The sequence below is a fragment of the Vibrio sp. Vb0667 genome (assembly GCF_033391095.1).
The window spans coordinates 205733-229111 of sequence record NZ_JAWPOL010000002.1 but is presented as its reverse complement, the minus strand read 5'-3'; the positions used below and the strand labels follow the sequence as shown (position 1 = coordinate 229111).

Here is a 23379-nt window from a genome sequence, read left to right as displayed (position 1 = left end):
GCCGTTTTTAATTGCGCTCAGTCTGCATTTAGTGCGCATAGCTTGTGTATAATGTTAATGACATTATGCTGCTCGATAATAGACAGATAAGGCCGATTTGAATCTAATTTCAAGTAGTAAAACTAATAAGAAGATGCTTATGACCTTGAAAAATATAATTAAATTAACAATCAGTCACTTAGTGGCAGTTTCTATTGGCATTGCGATAGGTATCTATACTTTACCGATCCTTATTGCACCACCTGCGCCGACCGATGAACAAGTTGCTAAGAGCAAGCAAGGTGCAGAATACAGCGCAGTGTTTAAGAGGGAACTCAAAGGTAGCGATGCTTTTCATTGGGGAGAGGGAGAAATTCATTTGAGTTCTGAAGTCATTACGTTGGTAGGAAAACTCGCTCCCGGACCAGACTATAAACTCTATCTATCTCCTAAGTTTGTCGAAACGGAACAAGAGTTTAATGACCTTAAATCTGAGATGAGCTTAATTGGTGATGTCAAAACGTTCGATAACTTCGTTGTTGAGGTTCCTCAAAGCACTTCAATTTCTGAATACAATACGGTTGTTGTATGGTGCGAGACATTCGGTGAGTTCATTACTTCGGCAAAGTATCAATAAACCTTAGCAGTAGAGTGAAAGGCTTTTCTTTTCACTTTACGCTAGGATGTTGTTTCGCATAATTAAGAGGCAAAGACTCTTAAACATTCTAAATTTAAGAGCCTTTGTTTAGAGTTATTGACAGAACCATTCGACTTGTAAGTCGTTTGCACCTTTCAGGCTACGTTCTGGAAAAACAAGATTTCGAACTATTTAGAGTTATTCTCTGTTTGGCTTGTTTCGTTCGATGACGCTAATCGCAATGGCTAAAAATAGAATATCTTTTACTAAAAAGAAGTTTGTCACCAAAACCCCATCAGACACTTTCCATGTATTCGGTGTCGTAATTAGAAAGCTGAGTGTCGCAAGAAAAATAATTGCGGCGGCTATGCCAGAAAAATAAGCGACTCGTGTGTTTTTAAGGCCAACGATTAATCCAATAGCGACAATGATTTCTGTTGCGCCAATGATGTTTGATACGGCTTGAACTGACATCACATCATACAACCAACTCATCAGAAAATGATTTTCAACGAGCGGTTGTATAAGCTTGGCCTCTGTAGGTGTGAATTTATAAATACCAATCCATATTAGGACTAAAGAAACGCCGAAAACTCCGATAAGATATCCAATTGAGTCACATTGATGATGGCTTTTTACGTTTTGCATAATTAACTACATTCTCCTGTTTGTTAGCGCTTCCAACAAGACCTATAAGGTTGGTAGAAAATTTCATAGGTTTTTTTCGCTCAAACAACAGATATTAAAAATCACGTGATACAGAATTACGTGTTTGATAGAACTTAAGGATATTTCGTGGAAGTTAAAATTTTTCAGGTTGACTCGTTTACATCAGAGGTTTTCAAAGGTAATCCCGCGGGTGTTTGTATCACAGAGTCAAGCCTTGATGAGGAAACGATGTTGGCCATCGCGGCCGAGATGTCGTTATCTGAAACGGCATTTCTGTCACTCAATACAATGCAACTTCGTTGGTTTACACCGAGGACGGAAGTTGCTTTGTGTGGACACGGCACACTTGCAACGGCGCACGTTCTGAAAGAGCAGGGGTTATATAATACTGGAGATACGATTGAGTTCGTTACGCTATCTGGGGTTTTAACTGCACAACTCGATCATGAAGAAATTCATTTGGTGTTTCCTGCGCCAACTTTAGATATGAGAGCGAGTATTAACAAAGACTTACTTCATGGCTTGGGGCTAGATGCCGCCAATGTAGTCGCCTACGGTCAGTTTGATAATAAGCAGTTGATCGTCATTAATGATGAATTTGTGCTTGAACAGCTCGACCCTGATTTTGGTGCGCTGCTTAAACAAAAAGGCCGTGGCGTCGTCACCACTGCTCAATCAAGCACTGACGCCGATTTTGTCTCTCGATACTTCGCGCCTTGGGTAGGTGTTAATGAGGACCCAGTTACAGGCTCTGCACATTGCGCTTTATGTGTTTACTGGGCTAAAGAGCTCAACAAAAAGCAACTGAAAGGCTTCCAAGCCTCCAAGAGAAGTGGGGTCGTTCATACAGAGTTGTTAAGCACTGAGCACGTTAAACTTTCTGGAAGTGCGGTAACGATATTGCGAGGATATATGAGAATCGCGTAGCGGTCCTTGTGGGAATGATTTTATTTTCGTGTTACCCAATGCTCAATAGTGAAGACGCTTGAATGCTGCTTATTTAAGTGGCTGATTTTTTTTGTAAACCCCCCCCCTGGCACGGTGGTGTATAACGATTGGAGAGTTATATGAAAACTATCGGTCTTCTAGGTGGTATGAGCTGGGAGTCGACGCTTAGTTATTACAAATTGATCAACGAAGGAGTCAAAGAGGCGTTAGGCGGCCTAAATTCCGCAAAAATTTGTATGTATAGCGTGAATTTTTCGGAGATAGAGAAACTTCAACATCAAGGTAAATGGGAAGAAACGGCAAGCATTCTATCAGATGCTGCATCTTCAATAGAAAAAGGGGGCGCTGACTTCATTCTTATTTGTACTAACACAATGCACAAAGTTGCGCCTCAAATTGAAGCCAGTATTAATATCCCCATACTACATATCGCAGACGCGACTGCTGAGTTACTTCGTGAGAAAGGGGTTCAAAAGGTCGGACTCCTTGGTACTCAATTCACAATGGAGCAAGACTTTTATAAAGGAAGGCTTTCCGACCGTTATGGGCTTGATGTCGTCATTCCCGATCAAGACGACCGCTCTAAAGTACATAACATTATTTATAAAGAGTTATGCCAAGGTGAAATCAAAGAGGAGTCAAGGACGATATACTTGCAAATTATTGAAAAACTAAAAGAGCAGGGAGCTGAAGCTGTGATTCTCGGGTGCACTGAAATTGCCTTACTTGTAAACCAAAGTCACACCGATGTTACACTACTCGATACCACTTCTATCCATGCTCAAGCAGCAGTCCGTTTGGCAATTGAAGGTGAATGATCTACGCTTTCTTTCCTGCAAAAAAAGAGAAAACCAAGCACAAGGTTTTCTCTTTTTTATTATCAAGTTATAAGCGAGAAAATTTGAGTGTTCTGTATCCACCAATCAAGTTGCGGGCTTTGTAACCATTGTTGACCAGCTGACGGTATGCTACGTTACCGCGTAACCCAACTTGACAGTAAATCACGATCTCTTTGTCTTTAGGAAGTTCGTGCATGCGACGACGTAGTTGATCGACAGGAATATTAATTGCACCTTCAAGATAACCAACGGACTCCAATTCACCAGGATTACGAACATCAAGTAACAGTTGGTCTTCTGTCAGTGAATCCATTTCATCATAATGAATCGCGGTCGCATCGCCTTTGATGATGTTATTTGCCACAAACGCCGCTTGGTTAATTACATCTTTAGCAGAGCCGTAAGGTGGCGCGTAAGTTAGCTCGAGGTGTTGCAGTTGCTCTACCGTCATACCAGCACGCTGGGCTACTGCCATTACGTCGATACGTTTATCAACGCCATCTTTACCTACTGCTTGCGCACCTAATATTTTACCTGTTACTGGATCAAACAACATTTTGAACGACACAGTTTCTGCGCCAGGGTAGTAGCTAGCATGACTTGCTGTGTGGACATACACTTTTTCATAAGGGATGTTTTCACGTTTCAGCTGTTTCTCGTTTTTACCAGTAGAAGCAACGGCTAAATCAAAGATCTTACAGATCGCCGTGCCTTGCGTACCTTGGTAAGTTTCTTGGCGGCCAAGCATGTTGTCTGCTGCCATTCGGCCTTGACGGTTTGCTGGGCCCGCAAGTGGCACTAGAGTTTGCTCGCCAGTCACGAAGTCTTTCTCTTCTACCGCGTCGCCGACAGCGTAGATCGAAGGATCGCTGGTTTGCATGTATTCATTGGTATAAATACCACCAAGAGCGCCGATTTCTAAGCCAGCTTCTTTTGCTAATTTGGTCTCGGGGCGAACACCAATTGCCATAATCAGAATATCGGTGGTGAGTCTTTCACCGTTGTTTAGTGTTAATTCCAATTCACCTTCTAGATGTTGGTGTTTTTCGCTCTCACCAGAGTCGAAACTTGCCACGTGCTCGTTAGGTACGAATTTCACCGACTCAAGTGCGACGCCAAGTTTAAGGTCGATGCCTTTCTCACGAATTTCAGCATGTGCGAAGCCAGCCATTTCACGGTCAACGGGCGTCATCACTTGATCCGCCATTTCAACTAATGTGGTTTTTATGCCTAGCTGGTGGAAGGCTTCCATCATTTCCAAACCGATAAAACCACCACCAACGACCGTAGCGTGTTCAACTTTGTTGGTTTCGATCGTTTTAATGATGCGATCCATATCTGGCATATTGCGCAGCGAGTGCGTTAACGGGTTATCAATACCCGGAATAGGCGGCACAACTGGACCTGCGCCAGGGCTGAGTAGAAGAAAGTCGTAGCTCTCTTGGTATTCCGAGCCATCAAGCAAATTCTTAACCGTAACCGTTTTGTCTTGACGGTTAATAGAAACCACTTCGTTCATCACACGGACATCAACATTGAAACGCGCTAAAAAGCTCTCAGGCGTTTGAAGAAGCAGTTTGCTGCGCTCTTGGATATCGCCACCAATGTGATAGGGTAAGCCACAGTTTGCAAATGACACAAATGGACCGCGTTCAAACATAATGATTTCTGCATCTTCACTTAAACGACGAGCGCGAGCTGCTGCAGATGCACCTCCAGCAACCCCACCAATAATCACGATTTTGCTCATGGATTTCTCCTGCTGAATGATCGAAAACGCCTACACCTTACTTAAATAAATTAGCTGAGTCTAATGTTATTTAATCTACATTAGCATTGACTTAATAATATTAATTAGTAATATCTAATAAAGTGTAATGTAGTAATGAAGAGGCATAAGAATGGGCGACAGTATGCTACAAAGTGCGACCGAAGCGAGTGAGCTGCTTAAAATTATGGCTCATCCAGAGCGCCTAATCGTGATGTGTAAGCTGATTGAAGGCGAGAAAGGGGTCGGTGAACTGTTTGAAGGTTCATCATTAAGCCAATCTGCTTTTTCACAACATCTCACCGTATTGAGAAAGCACGACATTATTAAAGCTAGAAAAGTTTCTCAGCAGGTATTTTATTCAATTTCTGATGAAAGAGTTGGTCCGCTGGTTGAGGCCTTTAAGCTAGTTTTCTGTAAGTAATTAGTTTGGCGGTTGCTATGTTTGAAGTTCCTTGGATGTCGCTGTTGGGCGGCATAATAGTTGGCGTATCAGCGATAACACTGATGCTATTTACTGGCAAGACTGCTGGGATCAGTGGGATCTTAAACGGTGCCGTTGAGAACGCAGATCGCGTTTGGCGCATTGTTTTTTTAATTGCGATGGTATTAGGTGGCGTGTTTGCTGTTTATGTTCTTGGCGGGCATGTACCAGAACAGTACAGCGGTTCTGTTGTTTTAGTTATCGTTGCTGGCTTGTTAGTCGGTGTCGGTACGCGTATCGGCAATGGTTGTACTAGTGGTCATGGCATTTGTGGGATAGGGCGTTTCTCAATCCGTTCTGTGGTCGCGACGTGTACTTTTATGGCCACAGCCATGTTAACCGTCTTGCTAGTATCGTGAGGAATAGTGTCGTTATGAAAACTCACGTAATGAAAAGTATTAAGCAAATGTCCGTTGTTGCATTTTCTGGTGTGCTCTTTGGTATTGGTATGGTGGTCTCTGGTATGGCTGAACCGGCAAAAGTGATTGGCTTTCTCGATATTACTGGGGCATGGGATCCAAGCTTAGCCTTCGTAATGGGCGGAGCACTTGCGGTGTTCGTTCCAGCTTATCTTTTATTAATAAAGCCAAGAAGCGAATCTGTGTTTGGTGATGAGATTGTATGCCCAACTTCTAAAGCGATAGACAAAAAGTTAGTCGGTGGTGCTGTACTGTTTGGTATTGGTTGGGGCTTACTGGGTGTGTGTCCTGGTCCTGCGGTTGCCAGCCTTATTACTGGCAACACACAAGTTCTGCTCTTTATAGCGGCAATGTTGGTTGGGTCATTCACCGCTAAAAGAATGGTTCGTGGCTAAAGAGTTCTTCAACGCAAAAAAGAGTATCTCAACGTTAACAGAGAACTTAAACGCTAAAAAGTGAGTGTCGTAGAAACCGGGCAATGGTCACTCAGTTTATAGTCGAGTACATCTTGTGTTTTGAAAACGGTTTGAACACCAGACGACGCCTTTAAATCACCACTCGCAATGATGTGGTCTATCACCGAGCGGAATTGGTGGGTTTTATTCGGATTACGATTAGAGCGCACTTTACATTCCGCTTTAGTGTCTTTAGTCACTAGCTTTGCACTAGTATTGTCCGATATCACGTCCCACAACCAATCTCCTTGATAACCCAAGTTGTGGTTAAAGTCGCCAAGCACGACATAATGTTGTTTGTTGTCCTCGCGCGCCTTTATCCACTTAGCTAGTGCCTGTCCTTGTTGTTTCACTATCTTACAATCGCGGTTATTACGATACGCGCCACTGCAACCCGCTTTCAGATGTACAGAGAGTAGGTGAGTCTCGTTTTCTTGGTTTGGATTTAAAACAAGGTAGCTCGCGAAGCGCAGCTTGCTGTTGCCTCGTGTGATAGAGAAGTCTGGCTTGTCTAATACGCTTACGCCATTGCGCACGGCAAAGCCTGTGTATTGGTTGGTGTCGTTAAACTGAAGGTGTCGGTTGGAGGCGTTTGAACGATCGGAAAGATAAATAGTGAAGTCATTGCCAACGGCTTTTTGGATGGCAGCAGCACGTTCGACTTCTTGAAAAGCAAGAATGTCGGCTTGTGTTTTATCCACATAGTGGGTCAGTTTTTCAAAATCTTGTGGTGTTCTCGACACTTTTCCACCATCTATAGATAACCATTCTATGTTCCAACTGGTTAGATTGATGGAGTTTTGAGCAAATGAAAGAGAACTAAAAAGTAATATTAACGTAACAAAAAGTGATCGCATTTTGGCCTGTTGCACTCCTATCTTTTAGCGTATTCCTTTCCATCCTTTATCCTACAAGACCTCCAAAAATAGCAAGTAGATTTAGTACCAATTTTGCAATTTTCATGGTTTTCTTCGCAACTGAGATCAACGCCAATAAGATCGATTTCTTCTTGTTCGCTAGCCAATCTTTATTGATCAAAATCAATGTTTTCGAGTGGTGCTTCTCGTTAAATACGCCACAATATATTGTGTTGCTAGAATAAAAAATAACCCCATATAGTGTGTTTGTGGATAACTCTGTGAGTATGCTCGGGTAAGGAGAACAAAGTGAAACCAATCGTAATCAAACGCGACGGATCAAGAGCTCCGTTCAACAGGGATCGTATCCAAGCAGCAGTTGAAGCAGCAGCGGAAAACAAAGATAAAGATGTCGCTATTTATGCTCTTAATGTGGCTCTTGCTGTCGAGTTACAGTTAAGAGCACACGATGAAGTTCACATCCATGAGATTCAAGACTTAGTCGAAAATGAACTCATGCAAGGTCCTTACAAAGCCCTAGCGCGTTCTTACATTGAATATCGCCACGATCGCGACATCGCTCGTGAGAAGCAAAGTGCACTAACTCGCGAAATCGAAGGTTTGATTGAAGAAAGTAATCTGGATCTAATCAACGAGAACGCGAACAAAGACGGCAAAGTAATTCCGACTCAACGTGACTTGTTGGCTGGTATCGTAGCGAAACACTACGCGAAGACGCACATTCTTCCTCGCGATGTGGTTCAAGCGCACGAAGTGGGTGACATTCACTACCACGATTTAGACTACGCACCGTTCTTCCCAATGTTTAACTGTATGCTTATCGATCTTAAAGGCATGCTGACGCATGGTTTTAAAATGGGTAACGCTGAGATTGATACGCCAAAATCAATTTCGACTGCAACAGCCGTAACAGCACAAATCATTGCTCAAGTCGCGAGCCACATTTACGGCGGTACAACCATCAACCGTATTGATGAGGTTCTAGAACCGTACGTAATCACAAGCTACGAGAAACACCTAGAGATTGCAAAAGAGTGGAACATTGCTGAGCCAGAAGAGTTCGCAAAAGCGCGCACTGAGAAAGAGTGTTACGACGCATTTCAATCTCTAGAATACGAAGTAAACACGCTGCATACAGCGAACGGTCAAACCCCATTCGTTACGTTCGGTTTTGGTCTTGGTACAAGCTGGGCATCCCGCCTGATCCAGAAATCGATTCTGAAGAATCGTATTGCAGGTCTAGGCAAGAACCGTAAAACAGCGGTATTCCCTAAACTTGTATTCGGCATCAAAGATGGTTTGAACCACAAATCAGAAGATCCAAACTACGACATCAAGCAACTTGCGCTTGAGTGTGCGTCTAAGCGTATGTACCCAGACATTCTTAACTACGACAAAGTAGTGGAAGTAACCGGTTCATTCAAAACGCCAATGGGTTGCCGTAGCTTCCTTGGTACTTACGAAGAAAACGGTGAGCTGATTCACGAAGGTCGTAACAACCTTGGCGTCGTGAGCTTGAACCTTCCTCGTATCGCTATCCGTGCAAACGGAAGCGAAGAGAAATTCTACGAGCTTCTAAATGACCACCTACGTCTTGCTCGTAAAGCACTAGAGACACGTATCTCTCGCCTTGAAAACGTGAAAGCACGTGTGGCCCCAATCCTATACATGGAAGGCGCATGTGGTGTTCGCTTGAAAGCAGACGACTCAATCGCAGATATCTTCAAGAACGGTCGTGCGTCTATTTCTCTTGGTTACATCGGTGTACACGAGACAATTAACGCGCTATTCGGTACAGAAGCGCACGTTTATGATGACGCTGTTTTGCGTGAAAAAGCGGTCGCGATCATCAAGCATCTAAAAGATGCTGTGAATCAATGGGCTGACGAAACAGGTTATGGCTTCAGCTTATATGCAACGCCAAGTGAAAACCTATGTAGCCGTTTCTGCCGCATCGATGCGAAAGAGTTCGGCGTAATTGAAGGCGTAACAGACAAAGGTTACTACACCAACAGCTTCCACCTAGATGTTGAGAAGAAGGTGAACCCATACGACAAGATCGACTTTGAGATGCCTTACCCAGAAATCTCAAGCGGCGGCTTTATCTGTTACGGCGAGTTCCCGAACATGCAACGTAACGTTGAAGCACTAGAAAACGTATGGGACTACAGTTACACCCGAGTGCCTTACTACGGTACAAACACGCCAATTGATGAGTGCTACGAGTGTGGCTACAACGGCGAGTTTGACTGTACAAGTAAAGGCTTCACTTGCCCAAGCTGTGGTAACCATGACTCAACTAAAGTATCAGTAACACGTCGAGTTTGTGGCTACCTAGGCAGCCCAGATGCACGCCCGTTTAACTTCGGTAAGCAAGAAGAAGTGAAGCGCCGAGTTAAACACCTGTAAGGTTTACTACCACTCGTTTTAACACTTTGAAAATCAACTTTAAACAGGTTGATTTTCTCTTTCGCGATAACACAGAGACGCATTATGAATTACCACCAATACTATCCAATTGACGTTGTTAACGGACCGGGTACGCGCTGCACGCTGTTTGTGTCGGGTTGTGTGCATCAGTGCCGTGGGTGTTATAACCAGTCGACGCAACGTTTGGATTCTGGTGTACTTTTCACGCAAGAAGCGGAAGACAAAATCATCGCTGACTTAAACGACACGCGTATCAAACGCCGTGGCTTGTCGTTGTCGGGTGGAGATCCGCTTCACCCTGCTAATGTGCCTCATATTTTGAAGATAGTGAAAAGGGTGAGAGAGGAGTGCCCAGGTAAAGACATTTGGGTTTGGACTGGCTACACGCTGACGGAACTGAATAACGCGCAAAGGGAAGTGGTGCAATACATCGATGTTTTGATTGATGGTAAGTTTGAACAAGACAAGAAAGACCTCAATCTCGAATGGCGTGGCAGTTCAAACCAAATCATTCATCGCTTTACGGACATCTAATCAAGCATTCTCCGCACATAAAAAGGGCTCACGCGTGCATAACGGGTGAGCCCTTTTGGTGTGAGTTCGTTAATGTCTTTTTGGTTACGCTGTCACCGATTGGTCATCTTCAACCATATTATTTATCCAACGTTTAGATTGAATACGGTAAGTCGTCAGTACGCCTTTCACTAACTCTTCCGCGAGCAGAGACATCAAGACAAAATGCAAAGGCAGCCCTAACACCATGCCTGTGTAATAAGTAAGGGGGATGCCAATAGCCCACTGACCGAACGTGTCGATGAAAATGCTATAGCGAATATCAGCGCCACTCTTTAGTACGCCGCCAATCCCAACCATGTTAAACACCCTCAAAATCATACCTAGCGCCATGACTAAACATACGTTAAGTGCCATGTCTGCATCGGTTAACGGGCTCAGTACCAATAGGTGATGAATCATGGGCGAGCTCAACCACACTAGGAAAAACAGCAAGGTGGCTAAGATTGCGCTGGTTAACACATACCACCACGCCGTTTTCTCGACTCGGTCATAATGTTTTGCACCAATATCATTCCCAAGAAGAACGGATGCAGCGACCGCAAATCCCATAAAGGTTGAAATCAGTACCCCTTCAATCGGTGATAAGAATGAGATGATCGCCAGTTCTGAAACGCCCAATTGACCATAGATGATGCTGTAAACGATCAATCCACCAGTCCAAAGTGCATCGTGGACCAACATGGGTAAAGAAACCTTAAAGTACTTTTTTCGATACTGTTTTAAGCGGCCTTGTACCCAATCGAACTTAGTCGGAATTAGGTAAGCATATCGTTTGTAGAAAAAATAAATCAAGACGGCGGTTTGGAAAAATCGAGAAACAAAACTACCTACGGCTGCACCAAATACGCCCCATTGAGGGAAACCAAATAAACCAAAAATCAAAACATAATTAAGCGCGACGTTAACGACAATGGCGGAGATACTAACGTTGGTTGCCAGTTTGGTTTGGCCCACGGAGCGCAATACCGCTTCAATCGGTACTACTATCGCCGTAGCAATGAGGCTAAAGCCCGTAACCACAAGATAATCACGTGCATAAGTGACGTATTCAGGATCGTCTGACATAAAAGAGACGATCTCTTCATCAAAAATCGCATAAAGAACGATAAACGGCAGCGTCACCAAAATGGAAATAAACCAAGATTGCGCCAACGTTCTGCGAATTCCGGCTAGGTTTCCTGAGCCGTAGTATTGAGAAGCAAGTACGGTAACTGCACCGCACAGGCCAAAGACAACCGCTAGGTTGAAGAAAAAGATACGATTTCCAACTCCAACTGCTGCCGTTGCAGATTCTCCGAGTAGGCTTACCATGAAAATATCCACGACGCCGAGCAAAGCAAAAAGCATGGACTGAAGTGAAACAGGTAGGCCAATCGTAATCAGCTTTTGCCAAAATGCTTTATCGATGTATTCGCGTGTTAAGAGCATCGCATTTCTCCTTAAAGATTAATGCGAGTAGTTTATCCTCATGATTTGGCGGTGTATTTTTCAAAGGAATCCAAAACCTTTGTAAAACTCTCTACTAACGCACATGTGAGCCAATAAATCATGGAAGATAAACAAGAACGCTACGCGATTTCAGAAAAAACTTATCAAGAGTTTATTGATCACAGTCGAGTATTAGCACTTGAGGAGAGAGGCATTGTGCAGTGCGGCATTGCCACTTGTCGTGACTTCTTCTCTGTTTATCGTAAAAACCAAAAGAAACACATGCTGCTCTATACGGTGCGTGGTAAAGGGTGGCTAGAGAGTGGGACTTATCGATACGATTTGGAACCGGGCTCGTTGATTACAGTACCCGCAGGTGTTGAAAACGGTTTTGGTATAGAAGAAGAACCTTGGCAGATCGCGTGGCTTTTTCTTGCTCCTGATAGAGAGTGGCCGATATTAGAATGCGATGTTCGCTACCAGCTTTCATCTACACCTGAAGTGATGTATGCATGTATCCAAACACTACTACGCAGCATTCACCTTCCAATCGATTATGGTGGTGCGGTAGGTGAGCATAGTGTGGCTCAGTTAGAGCTGATGTTAAACATGCAGCCCTCAGAGTCGATATCACGCAGCCAATTGAGGCTTCGGCGTGTATTTGACCTTGTCCAACGTCAGCTCCATAAGGATTGGAGCGTTGAGCAGGTAGCGGCTCTATATCCATGTTCGGAGCCTCATTTGCATCGACTGACTCAAAAGCAGTTTGGTCGAAGCCCAATGGCACATTTAACGCGTATGCGCATGGAATATGCTGCTAGGTTACTTCGTTCAACAGAATGGCCAATTCAGCATATTGGAGAAATAGTCGGATATCCGACCAGCGCTAACTTTAGTACACGTTTTAAAGCGTGGTCGACCATGACACCAAGAGAGTTTAGAAAAAACGGTAGAGTGGATTGGTACGACGAGGAGTGAATCGTTCTTTTTCTGAACGATAGAGCGCACAAAACTCACCGCAATCCAGAATTTTGTTCTCTAATTGATGAAATAAGTGAAAAATCATTTCGTCATTTTTTGCGATGGTGTTAACGTGAGGTTCGGTACTTGAATTTCAAAGGGTTATGACTTTCATGTTTTCTAATCTCCCAACTCCCGTATTAGATCCTATTTTATCTCTATCCGTTGCATACCGTAACGATGAACGTCCAAACAAGGTTGACCTTGGCATTGGCGTATACAAAAACAGCGCAGGCGAAACGCCGATTATGAAAGCCATTCAAATGGCGCAGGATGTCGTTGTTGAAACTCAAAAAACCAAGTCTTATGTTGGTCTTGCGGGTTGCGAAGAATTTAATAAAAGCATGATCGATTTGCTGCTGACGGGAACGTCTGCAATGGATCGTGTTGCAGCAATTCAAACGCCAGGTGCAAGTGGTGCGCTGCGTATGCTCGGTGATCTGATGAAGATCGCACAGCCAGATACGACGGTTTGGATTTCCAACCCAAGCTACGTAAACCACAAGCCAGTAATGGAAGCAGCAGGCCTTAAAGTTAAGTTCTACCACTATTTCTCTTCGGAAACGAAACAAGTAGACACCGCAAAAATGATGGATGATCTTGCGAAAGCTGGGCCTTCAGATGTGGTACTTCTTCATGGTTGTTGCCACAATCCAACTGGTGCGGATATTGACTTATCTGCTTGGCAAGCCATTACAGAATTGTCGCAGAAGAACGGTTTCATCCCATTTGTGGACATTGCCTACCAAGGCTTCGGTGATGGCCTAGAAGAAGACGCAAAAGGTCTTCGTTTTATGGCAGATAACGTTGAAGAGATGTTGATTACTACTTCATGTTCGAAGAACTTTGGTTTGTACCGTGAACGAACTGGTGCAGCGATTGTGGTTGGTAAGAACATGCATGATGTAACCAATGCAAAAGGTAAACTCCTCACTCTAGCTCGCTCGACTTACACGATGCCACCCGACCATGGTGCAGCTTTAGTCAAGACCATTCTGCAAGATGACAAGCTCACTTCCGTTTGGAAGCAAGAATTGAGTGAAATGCAACATCGTTTGGTTAGCCTTCGTCAAAGTTTGTGTAACGAGTTGAGAAACAACCATAATACAGATCAATTTGATTTCATTGAGGGTCACAAAGGCATGTTTACTGTGCTAGGCTTTAGTGGAAACCAAATGGCGCAACTGCGTGAAGATTATGGCATTTATGGTGTTGGCGATGGTCGAATTAACATTGCCGGACTTACCGAAACTCATATTCCATACGTAGCGGACGCAATTAAGAAAGTATCTCAAGCTTAATTGGAGTGTGGATGAAAAACTGGAAACTGATTCTGCCGCTTATGATGAGCGGCAGTTTAATTGCTTGTACGTCAACTCAAACGACGCAGGAACCTGTTGAGCCAGAGTCGCCAAAGGTCGAAGAGCCCGTTAAAGTCGAGCCAGAAGTGAAACCTGATGTAGATCCAAAGCCAGAGGTGGAGCCCAAACCAGAAGCGAAACCTGAGAAAAAGCCGGAACCAAAACCTAAGAAGCCAGTCAAGGTCACAAAAACACCCGATGGCATGTTAATTCTTGGTTCTGAAGAATGGGTTTATGTTCCTGAAATTGACCAGACTTTCAAGGCTAGAGTCGATACAGGTGCGACAACATCATCAATTAGTGCGACTGACATTGTTCCGTTTGAGCGTGATGGTAAAGACTGGGTTAAATTTAAGATAGATTTAGGTGACAAAGACACCAAAGAGTTTAAAGTACCCGTTGAGCGCTGGGCTAAAGTTAAGCAGTCTTCGTCAGAAGAGGTGGATAAACGAGCGGTGGTAAAAGCCTACATTACCGTTGGGGATCACAAAGAAAAGACAGAGTTTACGTTAGCGGATCGCGGACATATGACGTTTCCAATTTTGCTTGGTCGAAGCTTTTTTAGAGATATCGCCGTTGTAGATGTATCGAAAAAATATGTGCAAGATAAACCTAAAAAAACCGCTAAAAACTGATGTATTAAAGCTGGTTTCTGCTACAAGCTAATAATTCGTGATTAACAAAAAATGGCCTCCAAAATCGGAGGCTATTTTTATTGAATCATATGCTTGCTTGTGATGCCCTAGTAGTCATGTCCACTAAAATGCAAAACGAGCAGACATTACAATTTGCTGGCCATAGACACCATTATTTTTGAAATCTGCACCAAGCGATAGTTGCTGAGTTGAGTGGAATCGTGCGCCCAGATTGTAAATGGTGTTCGAATCGTCATTATCTATGATTTGGCCGATACGGCCATGTAGCTCAACATTTTGCATAAACCAAATACGAGTGCCAATATTCACTTCCGTGCGCCACTCGTCGCCCACTTTATCACTGCCGTTCTCCTTAATGTTGTGTACCAACATTTGGCCATAAATATCTGCAAATTGGCCTGCTGGCCCATTAAAGCCTATACCACCAGCAATGTCCCAGTCTCCGCTAAACTCACTGTCTGCGCGAGCAATGAAATGGGTATTCTCTGTAAAGTAGGTATTGAACTCGCCACCAAATGTACCAGGGCTAGTACCCATGCGAAATTCCATCGTGTTGTAGTTGAAATTATTTGCATGTGCGGAAAGTGGCAAAATAGCACACAAACCAAAGGCTGCAACCTTTAGAGCTTTACCTAGCATGGTGTCTCCGGGCAAGATGATTAAAATGAACAAAAAAATGGTCTGCAAAAAGCAGACCAAGATTGATAAAGCTATCATTTTAAGTGCTTGCCGTCACTATTTAGCTGTAATCGTCACTACATCATGTTGATATGCACAGCAATCGGGGTTTTGTTTTACATGACCACGAGTTGTTCGACTTCAATCTCTGGCTTATTTCCGCCTTCAAATTCGCCAAACAGACGGACTTTAGTCGTGTGATCAATCGGAGTATTTAGCTGAATATCGTCATCGAGTTCGACCATCACTTCACCGGAACCATCGCTAAAGACAAACTTATCCGCGCGAACTTGACGCAATAAGTTACCTTCAACGACCACATCTTTTTCAGTAAACATATTGGAGTCGTTTAGCAAGGCATCCAATTTTTCCACAGTGACAGGACCGTTAAACTGCAAGTTTGATTGGTTTTGAGCGTTATCTTTCGCGAACGCGATAGAAGGAGCAATAGCTAAGGCGGCGATTGTTGCGATAATTGTATTCTTTTTCATGTTACATCCTCATCGGTTTGTTTTGATGGGGTCATTAAAGCAGGGCTTGTTTGAACCCATGATGATTTCAACATTCATATTCTATTCATTTGCTTGAGTAAGTGGGGACGATGACGTTATGATTGTTCATCTTCCTCTATTCCTTACAAATGTTCATGAAATCAGCGATCCCATCTTTAATGGTTCAAGGCACCACTTCGGATGCCGGAAAAAGTGTCCTTGTGGCAGGTTTATGCCGTGTATTAGCACGAAAAGGGATAAATGTTGCCCCATTTAAGCCACAAAACATGGCACTAAATAGTGCGGTAACCAAAGATGGCGGTGAAATAGGTCGAGCACAGGCCGTTCAGGCACAGGCGTGTAATATTGAGCCAACCGTACATATGAATCCGGTTTTAATTAAACCTAACAGTGATACAGGTGCTCAGATCATTTTGCAGGGTAAGGCGATTTCCAATATGGATGCGGCTGGCTTTCATGATTACAAGAAAGTGGCGATGGACACGGTGTTAGATTCCTTCTCTCGTCTGACTCAAGAATTTGATTCGATCATTATCGAGGGCGCGGGGAGTCCTGCTGAAATCAATTTACGAGAAGGCGATATTGCAAACATGGGTTTTGCTGAGGCCGCTGATGTACCAGTGATCATTGTTGCTGATATTGATCGTGGTGGAGTGTTTGCACATTTGTACGGAACACTTGCGTTACTTTCTGAATCTGAACAAGCGCGAGTAAAAGGATTTGTTATCAACCGTTTTCGAGGTGATATTCGTTTATTGCAATCGGGCCTCGATTGGCTAGAAGAAAAAACAGGTAAACCTGTACTTGGTGTACTTCCTTTTCTTCATGGTTTGAATTTAGAAGCAGAAGACGCGATCACTGCGCAGCAAGAGTTGCACTCTGAGGTAAAACTGAATGTTGTTGTGCCTGTTTTAACCCGGATTAGTAATCATACTGATTTTGATGTGCTGCGATTGAATCCAGATATCAATCTACGTTATGTAGGTAAAGGCGAAAAAATAGATAAAGCCGACCTTGTTATTTTGCCTGGGACCAAATCAGTGAGAGACGACTTAGAGTATCTAAGAAGCCAAGGGTGGGATAAAGATATCTTGCGTCATATTCGTCTTGGTGGAAAAGTGATTGGTATCTGTGGCGGCTACCAGATGCTTGGAAACTTGATTGATGATCCAAACGGCGTCGAAGGCCAACCAGGTCAAAGCGAAGGACTTGGCTTGCTTGATATCACTACGACGCTAACTAACAGCAAACAGCTTACAAACACACAAGCACAGCTTTCTCTTAACGGCAAAACAGCCAATGTAAAGGGTTATGAAATCCACGTAGGGCGAAGTGAAGTACGGGGCCTGCAACCTCTTACATTCAGTTCCGGTGAAGCGGAGGGGGCGATCAGCGAGTGTGGCCAAATCATGGGAACCTACCTTCACGGGTTCTTTGACGAGGCAGCTGTCTTAAGCCTGGTATCAGAATGGGTAAACGGCACCCAAATCAAACAACAAGACTTTGAAGAGTTAAAGGAGCAAGGCATTAATCGCATCGCAGATGCGATAGAACAACATGTGCGCCTTGATTTTTTGTTTAAATAGCCCATTAACTGATTGAACTTTATATTTAAATAACCTGTTCTTTCGCTTGCCTTGTATTGGAGTATCTCTATGAAAGCATGGAAACAGTATGCTTGCCTTACGGTAGTATTAAGCATTTCATTTTCAGCAAACGCATCAACGAACCTAAAAGTGTATGCAGCCTCTTCTATGACGAATGCGATTAACGAGATCGCGCAAAACTTTGAAGAAAAGTATGACGTTTCTATTACTCCCGTTTATGGTGGTTCTTCTTCTATCGCTCGACAAATTATCAATGGCGCACCAGCGGATGTATTCATTTCTGCGAACACGAAATGGATGGATTATTTGGTCGATAAAGACGTCATTTATCGTGACAATGTCACAAATCTAGTGCGCAATAGCTTAGTGTTGATTGCTCCTCAGTCTTCAGAATTAACCTCATTTAACTTTTCTGATGCAAAGGCATGGGAGAAGGCATTGCATGGAAATCGTCTTGCTTTAGGCAATCCGACGTCAGTACCTGCTGGTATGTACGCGAAAGAGTCATTGACTACACTGGGTGTATGGAAAGCGGTTCAAACTCACGTCGCACCAGCAAAGAATGTGCGCTTAGCTTTGGCGTTGGTTGAACGTGGAGAAGCGCCTTTAGGTGTGGTCTACAAAACCGATGCTCAGTTAACTGATAAAGTCAAAATTGTCGGCGAATTTGCGAGTGATACGCATGCGGCTATTGTTTACCCGGCTGCAATTGTGAATGATTCTACTGAGTCGGAGCAGTTCTTCCAGTACCTAAAATCGGACGAAGCCGCACGCGTTTTTGCTCAATATGGCTTTCAGCAATAAACCGGCCTTCAATTATAGGAACGAAGCGTGACAGAACTGGAATACCAAGCCTTAATGTTAAGCCTCAAAGTAGGCGCGTACGCAGTACTTTGGCTGATTCCTCTCGGCGTTTTTCTTGCTTGGCTACTTTCTCGAAAAACGTTCTTTGGTAAATCGATTCTCGATAGCTTAGTTCATTTACCACTGGTATTGCCGCCAGTGGTAATCGGCTATTTGTTGTTGATTTCTTTAGGACGACAAGGGTTCCTTGGAAAGTGGCTCTATGAAAACTTAGGGGTAGTCTTTAGCTTTAATTGGAAAGGGGCAGTAGTCGCTTGTCTTGTCGTGGCTTTGCCTTTGATGGTTCGTTCAGTACGCTTAAGCTTAGATAGCGTCGACCCTAAATTGGAGCACGCAGCCTCTACGTTAGGCGCTTCTCCTTTAAAAGTGTTTCTCACCATCACGTTACCACTGACCATTCCCGGAATTATTACGGGCACGATGCTGTCATTTGCTCGTAGTCTTGGCGAATTCGGGGCGACGATCAGTTTCGTCTCTAACATTCCGGGTGAGACCCAAACGATTCCGCTGGCAATGTACAACTTTATTGAAACGCCAGGTGCAGAAATGCAGGCGGCTCGTCTGTGTATCATTTCTATCGCGTTAGCCTTGTCTACATTAATGATCTCTGAATGGCTAAATCGTAAAGCGGCAAGCAGATTGGGTGCGAAGCAATGACGATTAAAGTCCAATTTAAACAAATGCTTGGTGAGACTGACTTCGACATCAAACTTAAGTTACCCTGTAACGGAATTAGTGCCTTGTTTGGACGATCTGGTGCTGGTAAAACGACGTTGATTAACATCATCAGCGGATTGGTAACTCCAAGGCAAGGGTATGTTGCGGTTGGTGAGCATGTTTTGTTTGACAGTGAACAGGGAATCAACCTACCAACGCACAAGCGTGGTATTGGTTATGTGTTTCAGGATTCACGTTTGTTTCCTCACTATTCGGTTCAAGGCAATTTGTTATATGGCGTTAAAGAAAAAGATGACGAGTATTTTGATGCAGTCACCGAACTCTTGTCTATCAAACCGTTACTAAAGCGCTTTCCGGTATCACTTTCTGGTGGTGAAAAGCAACGTGTTGCGATTGCGCGCGCATTGCTATCTAAACCCAATTTGCTTTTGATGGATGAGCCACTTGCCTCACTCGATATGCCAAGAAAGCGTGAGGTAATGCCTTTTCTTGAGGAGTTGTCGGAGAAGGTAAATATCCCTATTATCTATGTCACACACAGTCTCCAGGAAATTTTAAGGCTTGCTCAGCACCTTGCAATTATTGACCAAGGTAAAATTTCGAGTTCAGGTAAGCTTGAAGAAGTGTGGGCTTCTCATGCTATGCGTCCATGGCAATCTTTCTCAGATCAAAGCAGCTTATTTGAAGGCCGGATTGCTGAACATCATGAACGTTATGCACTGACTTGTATCAGCCTTGCACCTAATGTATTCCTGTGGGTGCAAAAGATTGACGGAACACCAGACACGCCAATACGCTTGCAAGTGCGTGCCAACGACGTTTCTATCACGCTCGAGCAGCCCAAGGCGACGTCGATTCGAAATATTCTGCCTGCTATTGTCGATTCCATCGAAGTGTTTAACGCAGCCGATGACAAACAGAGTATTAATGTATCACTCAAGCTAGACGAGAAATGTTATTTGTGGGCAACGATCACACCGTGGGCCCTTGACGATCTCAACCTAAAAATTGGTAGCCGTGTTTTTGCACAAATTAAAGGTGTCAGTGTGACACAAAAAGATATGGCACTAGCGCCTCATTAACCGTTTAGACTGATTTACGCTTCATGATCAAAAAAGGCCGCAAAGTGCGGCCTTTGTTACTAGAAGAATGTCGGAATTACTTCGCGAATACTTCTTTGAATTCACGCTTAAGAAGTGGGTCACGACGTGCTTTCTTAAGTTGCTTAACCATGTCTTTCACACAGTTGTGAAGCACATTATCAAGTAGTTGAGCACGGTATTCTTCTTTATCTTCATCTGTCATGTTTTCTGGCAGATTAAGAGTCGGAAACTCTTCCATCACATTAATACCAGCGAATGCTTGGCCTACAGAAACTAGAGCATGAAACTGTTCAAAGTTGTCTAGAATGTTCTGTGCACTTGCTGGCATTTCGTCCCATGATTCACGTACCGCTTCTTCAGACACTTCATGGATAGAGGTAACCATTTCGAACATTTGCTCTGGAACTTCGTCAAATTCGATAACTTTACGTAGCTCTGGAGAAATGCTGGCTAGATCGATTTTTTTGCTTTCGCTGTTAGTTGCTTCTGACATGGTGTGTCTCTCATTACAAAAAGGCGGGAATATTAATACCAAATGCATCAAATAGCTATACCCATTAGTCCGCAAGATGACCAAAGTGAATGAGTTTGTTGAACTTCTGCTCACAGGCTATGATTAGATAGGGTAACGTCCAGTCTAACTGCTTTATGCAATGGATTCCGTGATATTCAAACAAAAATATAGCACTTAATTATGAGTCGAATGCAACAACTCTATGAGTATGGTATATGTTTAATAAAGACATAATTAAAAATGGAACGCGTTATGCAACCGACAGGGACATCGATGCGAATCCTTCTGGTTGACGATGTTCAGCTAGACAGGATGCAGTTGGCTATTCGTCTAAAGCAACTTGGACATATTGTAAAAGCCGTAGGTAGTGGACTAGAGGCGTTAAATACCTACGAGAGTTTTGATCCGGAACTGGTGTTACTCGATATATCAATGCCAGATATGAACGGTTTTGAAGTCTCTCTTCATATAAGAGAAACGTTTCCGGATTGGATCCCAATTATTTTCTTGAGTAGTCACGAAGAGCCAGAAATGATTGCTAAAGCCATAGACGCGGGCGGTGATGACTATTTAATTAAGCCGGTAGATAAACTGGTACTGAACTCTAAACTTATCGCAATGCAGCGTATTGCTCATATGAGACGAGAGCTTAAGCAAGCGACAGCTCAATTAGAGCAAGTTAATCAACTTTTGACTCAACAAGCGAATGAAGATGGCCTAACCAAACTCTATAACCGCCGTTATATCGACCATAAGTTGGAATCGATGGTTGCATGGCATGGCCGTCACAACATGCCAATGGCTTTGATTCTATTGGACGTCGATTTTTTTAAACCGTTTAATGATAATTACGGTCATATTGAAGGCGATCGTTGCTTGCAAGCGATTGCGAATCAACTCAAGGCTACTTTTTGTCGCTCTGGGGAATATGTAGGTCGATATGGTGGAGAAGAGTTTGTCGTGTTGCTAGGGTGTACCGACACTCAAACAGCAGAAAGAGAAGCCGAGCGTATACAAGAGGCTATGTATTTTCTCGATTACCCACATGAGTATTCTAGTGTGTCAAATAGAGTGACAGTGTCACAGGGTGTTTTTGTTTTTCAACCGACAGGGAAAGAAGTGCAATCAGACTTGTATGCAACCGTTGATAAAGCGCTATATACCTCGAAGTCTTTGGGAAGAAACACACATACTTTAGTTAATTCTCTTTAAAAACAAAATCTTATGAACGCCACTCTTTTTGTTGCGTTGTCACTTTTTGGTGGTTATTTTAAAGCTCACTCAAAGTAAGATAGGCAAACAGTGCGAACGGAATGTCGCAATCGGGCGTATACCTTATACCTTTGATTAGATAGATAACATCGGGATAGTGGCAACGATGAGTGCAGTTATTATGCTGATGGGGAAGTTCGGTTTTGTTGTAAACCCAGACAAGCTTGTTAACTTTCACGATTGGTGAGAGTCTAACGAAGCTTTATGCAGTTACGTCCGGCCTTTTTCGCTTTGTAAAGTGCTTCGTCCGCTGATTTAATGACGTCCAGAGGAGCTTGCCCATTCCGGCTATCAGCAACTCCGAAACTTGCGGTAACAAAAACCGACTTTCTTTTCGAACTGTTGCTACCACGACGTTTTTGTCCTTGTTTATGGTTCTCAGGGCGAGATTCTTCATCGCGTAATATCATCTCGTATTCTGCAATCGATTTGCGAGCTTCTTCCAAAAAGTTCTTACATTCGTCAGTGTATTTGCCTTTAAAAACGATGGTAAATTCTTCTCCGCCAAATCGATAAACTTTTGCGCCGCCTGGGGTTTTAGTGAGGCGCGAAGCGACCATTTTTAGAACGTCATCACCAGTATCGTGACCGTAGGTGTCGTTAAACTTTTTAAAATGGTCAACATCAAGCATTGCGATCGTGAACTTCTTACCCATGTGTTTTAGATCGAGATCAAGTGCACGTCTGCTCGGAATCAGCGTTAGGCTATCGGTGAAAGCCAGTTGATGGCTAGCGGAAGCGGCATAAATAATGATAAGCAGCCCTGTTAGCGTAAACATGGTGCTTGATATGTACTGCACATCAAAGAAAATGAACGTCGCAGACGCCAATACCATGGCAGAGTAGGTCATCGCATGGATAATTTCATTCTTCTTTAAAACAAGAATTCCAAGAAAACAGACAATACCCACGCAATATAAAACAAGAATTAAAGGCAGTTTAGAGACCGTCGGTACAATAAATAGAATACCGCTTGTCCATTGTTCAAACCCTCCTTCAACGTAATATGCTAGCGTTAGATAAGACCAAAGAACGAACATTGCTAACATCAAGATGTAAGTCAACATAGCTCTGGAGTCAAAACCTTCTTTACTAAACAAAAATACCGTAAGAAACGAGACAGGAAGTAACGTGGCTAAAATGGTTAGCTCAAGTAAAGCGGTACCACTTTGAAGCGGGACTTGTAGGCGGTGCTGTATCACGAAGTAGGCTAGCAACATTGCCAAGCACACCATGGACTCTCTGCCTTGTTTAAATGAATAGCAAAGGAGTAGCGCACAACCTAATAGTATGTACGGCAAGTTTGCGGCAATGCCCCAGTTTGCCTGAGTCATCTGAATAATGCTGTCCATGCCCGAACTCACTATGCCCAGTAGCAAAAAAGGGAATAAGAATCTGAAGCCTGATGAAGTCATTGACGATGAGGACATCTATTACAAACTGCCTGAAAATAGTTGACTATATAATTGGTTAGGTAAATCGTTTTATCAATATGGATATTTATCCGTTATTGAATTTCGAACTTTGAGAACTAGCAAGAATACGTCTATTTGTTCCTTTTCCCAAGTATTTTGGAAGACATTACGGCAAAAAGAGAGAGATTG

24 protein-coding genes are annotated in these 23379 nt (G+C 43.4%); 16 read left to right on the top strand and 8 right to left on the bottom strand.

Going from position 1 to position 23379, the window contains the following annotated elements; genetic code table 11:
- Positions 1 to 139: 139 nt before the first annotated feature.
- Positions 140 to 616 (top strand): DM13 domain-containing protein, encoded by a 477-nt coding sequence (locus R8269_RS03700; RefSeq protein ID WP_005376099.1) that lies wholly within the window; start codon positions 140 to 142, stop codon positions 614 to 616.
- Between the two features lie 198 nt (positions 617 to 814).
- Here R8269_RS03700 and R8269_RS03695 read toward each other — a convergent pair whose 3' ends face one another.
- Positions 815 to 1264, bottom strand: a complete 450-nt coding sequence (locus R8269_RS03695; protein WP_005376100.1) for a YkgB family protein — start codon at positions 1262 to 1264, stop codon at positions 815 to 817.
- A gap of 147 nt (positions 1265 to 1411) precedes the next feature.
- Here R8269_RS03695 and R8269_RS03690 point away from each other — a divergent pair, with 147 nt between their 5' ends.
- Both R8269_RS03690 and R8269_RS03685 read left to right on the top strand, forming a co-directional pair.
- A complete protein-coding gene (locus R8269_RS03690; protein ID WP_213906870.1) occupies positions 1412 to 2212 on the top strand; it encodes a PhzF family phenazine biosynthesis protein in 801 nt (266 codons plus the stop codon).
- 140 nt (positions 2213 to 2352) lie between these two features.
- The gene (locus R8269_RS03685; RefSeq protein ID WP_042520941.1) at positions 2353 to 3051 is read left to right on the top strand and encodes an aspartate/glutamate racemase family protein; all 699 of its coding nucleotides are present in this window, start codon (positions 2353 to 2355) and stop codon (positions 3049 to 3051) included.
- A 67-nt stretch (positions 3052 to 3118) separates the two neighbouring features.
- On the opposite strand, the gene R8269_RS03680 is transcribed toward R8269_RS03685, so the two are convergent.
- Complete coding sequence (locus R8269_RS03680; protein WP_042520939.1) at positions 3119 to 4822, bottom strand: FAD-dependent oxidoreductase; 1704 nt, start codon at positions 4820 to 4822, stop codon at positions 3119 to 3121.
- A gap of 151 nt (positions 4823 to 4973) precedes the next feature.
- On the opposite strand from R8269_RS03680, the gene R8269_RS03675 reads away from it, so the two are divergent.
- The 3 genes from R8269_RS03675 to R8269_RS03665 are packed head-to-tail and all read left to right on the top strand — an operon-like array spanning position 4974 to position 6138.
- On the top strand, positions 4974 to 5264 hold the full coding sequence (locus R8269_RS03675; RefSeq protein WP_258476948.1) for an ArsR/SmtB family transcription factor: 291 nt from the start codon (positions 4974 to 4976) through the stop codon (positions 5262 to 5264).
- Between the two features lie 5 nt (positions 5265 to 5269).
- On the top strand, positions 5270 to 5683 hold the full coding sequence (locus tag R8269_RS03670; RefSeq protein ID WP_372058356.1) for a YeeE/YedE family protein: 414 nt from the start codon (positions 5270 to 5272) through the stop codon (positions 5681 to 5683).
- Positions 5684 to 5697: 14 nt separating this feature from the next.
- Entirely contained in the window at positions 5698 to 6138 is a 441-nt protein-coding gene (locus R8269_RS03665; RefSeq protein ID WP_054700899.1) for a YeeE/YedE family protein, read from the top strand.
- A 53-nt stretch (positions 6139 to 6191) separates the two neighbouring features.
- Here the strand turns inward: R8269_RS03665 and R8269_RS03660 are convergent, their stop codons facing one another.
- A complete protein-coding gene (locus tag R8269_RS03660) occupies positions 6192 to 7055 on the bottom strand; it encodes an endonuclease/exonuclease/phosphatase family protein (RefSeq protein WP_005376211.1) in 864 nt (287 codons plus the stop codon).
- Positions 7056 to 7364: 309 nt separating this feature from the next.
- On the opposite strand from R8269_RS03660, the gene nrdD reads away from it, so the two are divergent.
- Both nrdD and nrdG read left to right on the top strand, forming a co-directional pair.
- The gene (nrdD, locus tag R8269_RS03655; RefSeq protein ID WP_318222455.1) at positions 7365 to 9485 is read left to right on the top strand and encodes an anaerobic ribonucleoside-triphosphate reductase; all 2121 of its coding nucleotides are present in this window, start codon (positions 7365 to 7367) and stop codon (positions 9483 to 9485) included.
- Positions 9486 to 9569: 84 nt separating this feature from the next.
- A complete protein-coding gene (nrdG, locus tag R8269_RS03650; RefSeq protein ID WP_017634628.1) occupies positions 9570 to 10040 on the top strand; it encodes an anaerobic ribonucleoside-triphosphate reductase-activating protein in 471 nt (156 codons plus the stop codon).
- A gap of 84 nt (positions 10041 to 10124) precedes the next feature.
- Here nrdG and R8269_RS03645 read toward each other — a convergent pair whose 3' ends face one another.
- Positions 10125 to 11510 (bottom strand): MATE family efflux transporter, encoded by a 1386-nt coding sequence (locus tag R8269_RS03645; protein WP_005388027.1) that lies wholly within the window; start codon positions 11508 to 11510, stop codon positions 10125 to 10127.
- 120 nt (positions 11511 to 11630) lie between these two features.
- On the opposite strand from R8269_RS03645, the gene R8269_RS03640 reads away from it, so the two are divergent.
- The 3 genes from R8269_RS03640 (at position 11631) to R8269_RS03630 (ending at position 14526) form a co-directional block, all read left to right on the top strand.
- The gene (locus tag R8269_RS03640) at positions 11631 to 12488 is read left to right on the top strand and encodes an AraC family transcriptional regulator (RefSeq protein WP_005376215.1); all 858 of its coding nucleotides are present in this window, start codon (positions 11631 to 11633) and stop codon (positions 12486 to 12488) included.
- 155 nt (positions 12489 to 12643) lie between these two features.
- On the top strand, positions 12644 to 13831 hold the full coding sequence (locus R8269_RS03635; protein ID WP_005376216.1) for an aromatic amino acid transaminase: 1188 nt from the start codon (positions 12644 to 12646) through the stop codon (positions 13829 to 13831).
- Between the two features lie 11 nt (positions 13832 to 13842).
- On the top strand, positions 13843 to 14526 hold the full coding sequence (locus R8269_RS03630; protein WP_005388032.1) for an ATP-dependent zinc protease: 684 nt from the start codon (positions 13843 to 13845) through the stop codon (positions 14524 to 14526).
- Positions 14527 to 14649: 123 nt separating this feature from the next.
- Here R8269_RS03630 and R8269_RS03625 read toward each other — a convergent pair whose 3' ends face one another.
- The gene (locus R8269_RS03625) at positions 14650 to 15186 is read right to left on the bottom strand and encodes a hypothetical protein (protein ID WP_017634623.1); all 537 of its coding nucleotides are present in this window, start codon (positions 15184 to 15186) and stop codon (positions 14650 to 14652) included.
- Between the two features lie 155 nt (positions 15187 to 15341).
- The gene (locus R8269_RS03620) at positions 15342 to 15716 is read right to left on the bottom strand and encodes a YgiW/YdeI family stress tolerance OB fold protein (RefSeq protein WP_005376220.1); all 375 of its coding nucleotides are present in this window, start codon (positions 15714 to 15716) and stop codon (positions 15342 to 15344) included.
- A 155-nt stretch (positions 15717 to 15871) separates the two neighbouring features.
- On the opposite strand from R8269_RS03620, the gene R8269_RS03615 reads away from it, so the two are divergent.
- From R8269_RS03615 to modC, 4 genes are all read left to right on the top strand, one after another.
- Positions 15872 to 17323: a cobyric acid synthase gene (locus R8269_RS03615; protein WP_053308076.1), complete on the top strand. Its 1452-nt coding sequence runs from the start codon at positions 15872 to 15874 to the stop codon at positions 17321 to 17323.
- A 69-nt stretch (positions 17324 to 17392) separates the two neighbouring features.
- Positions 17393 to 18148, top strand: coding sequence for a molybdate ABC transporter substrate-binding protein (gene modA, locus R8269_RS03610; RefSeq protein ID WP_005376225.1), 756 nt, complete (start codon positions 17393 to 17395; stop codon positions 18146 to 18148).
- Between the two features lie 27 nt (positions 18149 to 18175).
- Positions 18176 to 18865 (top strand): molybdate ABC transporter permease subunit, encoded by a 690-nt coding sequence (gene modB / locus R8269_RS03605; protein WP_005376227.1) that lies wholly within the window; start codon positions 18176 to 18178, stop codon positions 18863 to 18865.
- A complete protein-coding gene (gene modC, locus R8269_RS03600) occupies positions 18862 to 19968 on the top strand; it encodes a molybdenum ABC transporter ATP-binding protein ModC (RefSeq protein WP_005376229.1) in 1107 nt (368 codons plus the stop codon). The genes modB and modC overlap by 4 nt, the downstream gene beginning before the upstream one ends.
- Positions 19969 to 20044: 76 nt before the next feature.
- Here modC and R8269_RS03595 read toward each other — a convergent pair whose 3' ends face one another.
- Positions 20045 to 20482, bottom strand: a complete 438-nt coding sequence (locus R8269_RS03595; protein ID WP_005376232.1) for a DUF3069 domain-containing protein — start codon at positions 20480 to 20482, stop codon at positions 20045 to 20047.
- A gap of 273 nt (positions 20483 to 20755) precedes the next feature.
- Here R8269_RS03595 and R8269_RS03590 point away from each other — a divergent pair, with 273 nt between their 5' ends.
- A complete protein-coding gene (locus R8269_RS03590; protein ID WP_005376234.1) occupies positions 20756 to 21715 on the top strand; it encodes a diguanylate cyclase in 960 nt (319 codons plus the stop codon).
- A 251-nt stretch (positions 21716 to 21966) separates the two neighbouring features.
- On the opposite strand, the gene R8269_RS03585 is transcribed toward R8269_RS03590, so the two are convergent.
- A complete protein-coding gene (locus tag R8269_RS03585; RefSeq protein ID WP_258476955.1) occupies positions 21967 to 23205 on the bottom strand; it encodes a sensor domain-containing diguanylate cyclase in 1239 nt (412 codons plus the stop codon).
- Positions 23206 to 23379 lie beyond the last annotated feature (174 nt).

What these genes read in the sequence shown, in the direction of transcription:
- R8269_RS03675 (WP_258476948.1), top strand. Translation starts at nt 4,974, where the DNA reads ATGGGCGACAGTATGCTACAAAGTGCGACCGAAGCGAGTGAGCTGCTT.
- R8269_RS03665 (WP_054700899.1), top strand. Translation starts at nt 5,698, where the DNA reads ATGAAAACTCACGTAATGAAAAGTATTAAGCAAATGTCCGTTGTTGCA.
- R8269_RS03640 (WP_005376215.1), top strand. Translation starts at nt 11,631, where the DNA reads ATGGAAGATAAACAAGAACGCTACGCGATTTCAGAAAAAACTTATCAA.
- R8269_RS03615 (WP_053308076.1), top strand. Translation starts at nt 15,872, where the DNA reads ATGAAATCAGCGATCCCATCTTTAATGGTTCAAGGCACCACTTCGGAT.
- R8269_RS03685 (WP_042520941.1), top strand. Translation starts at nt 2,353, where the DNA reads ATGAAAACTATCGGTCTTCTAGGTGGTATGAGCTGGGAGTCGACGCTT.
- R8269_RS03700 (WP_005376099.1), top strand. Translation starts at nt 140, where the DNA reads ATGACCTTGAAAAATATAATTAAATTAACAATCAGTCACTTAGTGGCA.
- R8269_RS03645 (WP_005388027.1), bottom strand. Translation starts at nt 11,510, where the DNA reads ATGCTCTTAACACGCGAATACATCGATAAAGCATTTTGGCAAAAGCTG.
- R8269_RS03625 (WP_017634623.1), bottom strand. Translation starts at nt 15,186, where the DNA reads ATGCTAGGTAAAGCTCTAAAGGTTGCAGCCTTTGGTTTGTGTGCTATT.
- R8269_RS03680 (WP_042520939.1), bottom strand. Translation starts at nt 4,822, where the DNA reads ATGAGCAAAATCGTGATTATTGGTGGGGTTGCTGGAGGTGCATCTGCA.
- R8269_RS03595 (WP_005376232.1), bottom strand. Translation starts at nt 20,482, where the DNA reads ATGTCAGAAGCAACTAACAGCGAAAGCAAAAAAATCGATCTAGCCAGC.
- modC (WP_005376229.1), top strand. Translation starts at nt 18,862, where the DNA reads ATGACGATTAAAGTCCAATTTAAACAAATGCTTGGTGAGACTGACTTC.
- modA (WP_005376225.1), top strand. Translation starts at nt 17,393, where the DNA reads ATGAAAGCATGGAAACAGTATGCTTGCCTTACGGTAGTATTAAGCATT.
- R8269_RS03630 (WP_005388032.1), top strand. Translation starts at nt 13,843, where the DNA reads ATGAAAAACTGGAAACTGATTCTGCCGCTTATGATGAGCGGCAGTTTA.
- R8269_RS03695 (WP_005376100.1), bottom strand. Translation starts at nt 1,264, where the DNA reads ATGCAAAACGTAAAAAGCCATCATCAATGTGACTCAATTGGATATCTT.
- R8269_RS03660 (WP_005376211.1), bottom strand. Translation starts at nt 7,055, where the DNA reads ATGCGATCACTTTTTGTTACGTTAATATTACTTTTTAGTTCTCTTTCA.
- R8269_RS03590 (WP_005376234.1), top strand. Translation starts at nt 20,756, where the DNA reads ATGCAACCGACAGGGACATCGATGCGAATCCTTCTGGTTGACGATGTT.
- R8269_RS03585 (WP_258476955.1), bottom strand. Translation starts at nt 23,205, where the DNA reads ATGTCCTCATCGTCAATGACTTCATCAGGCTTCAGATTCTTATTCCCT.
- R8269_RS03620 (WP_005376220.1), bottom strand. Translation starts at nt 15,716, where the DNA reads ATGAAAAAGAATACAATTATCGCAACAATCGCCGCCTTAGCTATTGCT.
- nrdG (WP_017634628.1), top strand. Translation starts at nt 9,570, where the DNA reads ATGAATTACCACCAATACTATCCAATTGACGTTGTTAACGGACCGGGT.
- R8269_RS03635 (WP_005376216.1), top strand. Translation starts at nt 12,644, where the DNA reads ATGTTTTCTAATCTCCCAACTCCCGTATTAGATCCTATTTTATCTCTA.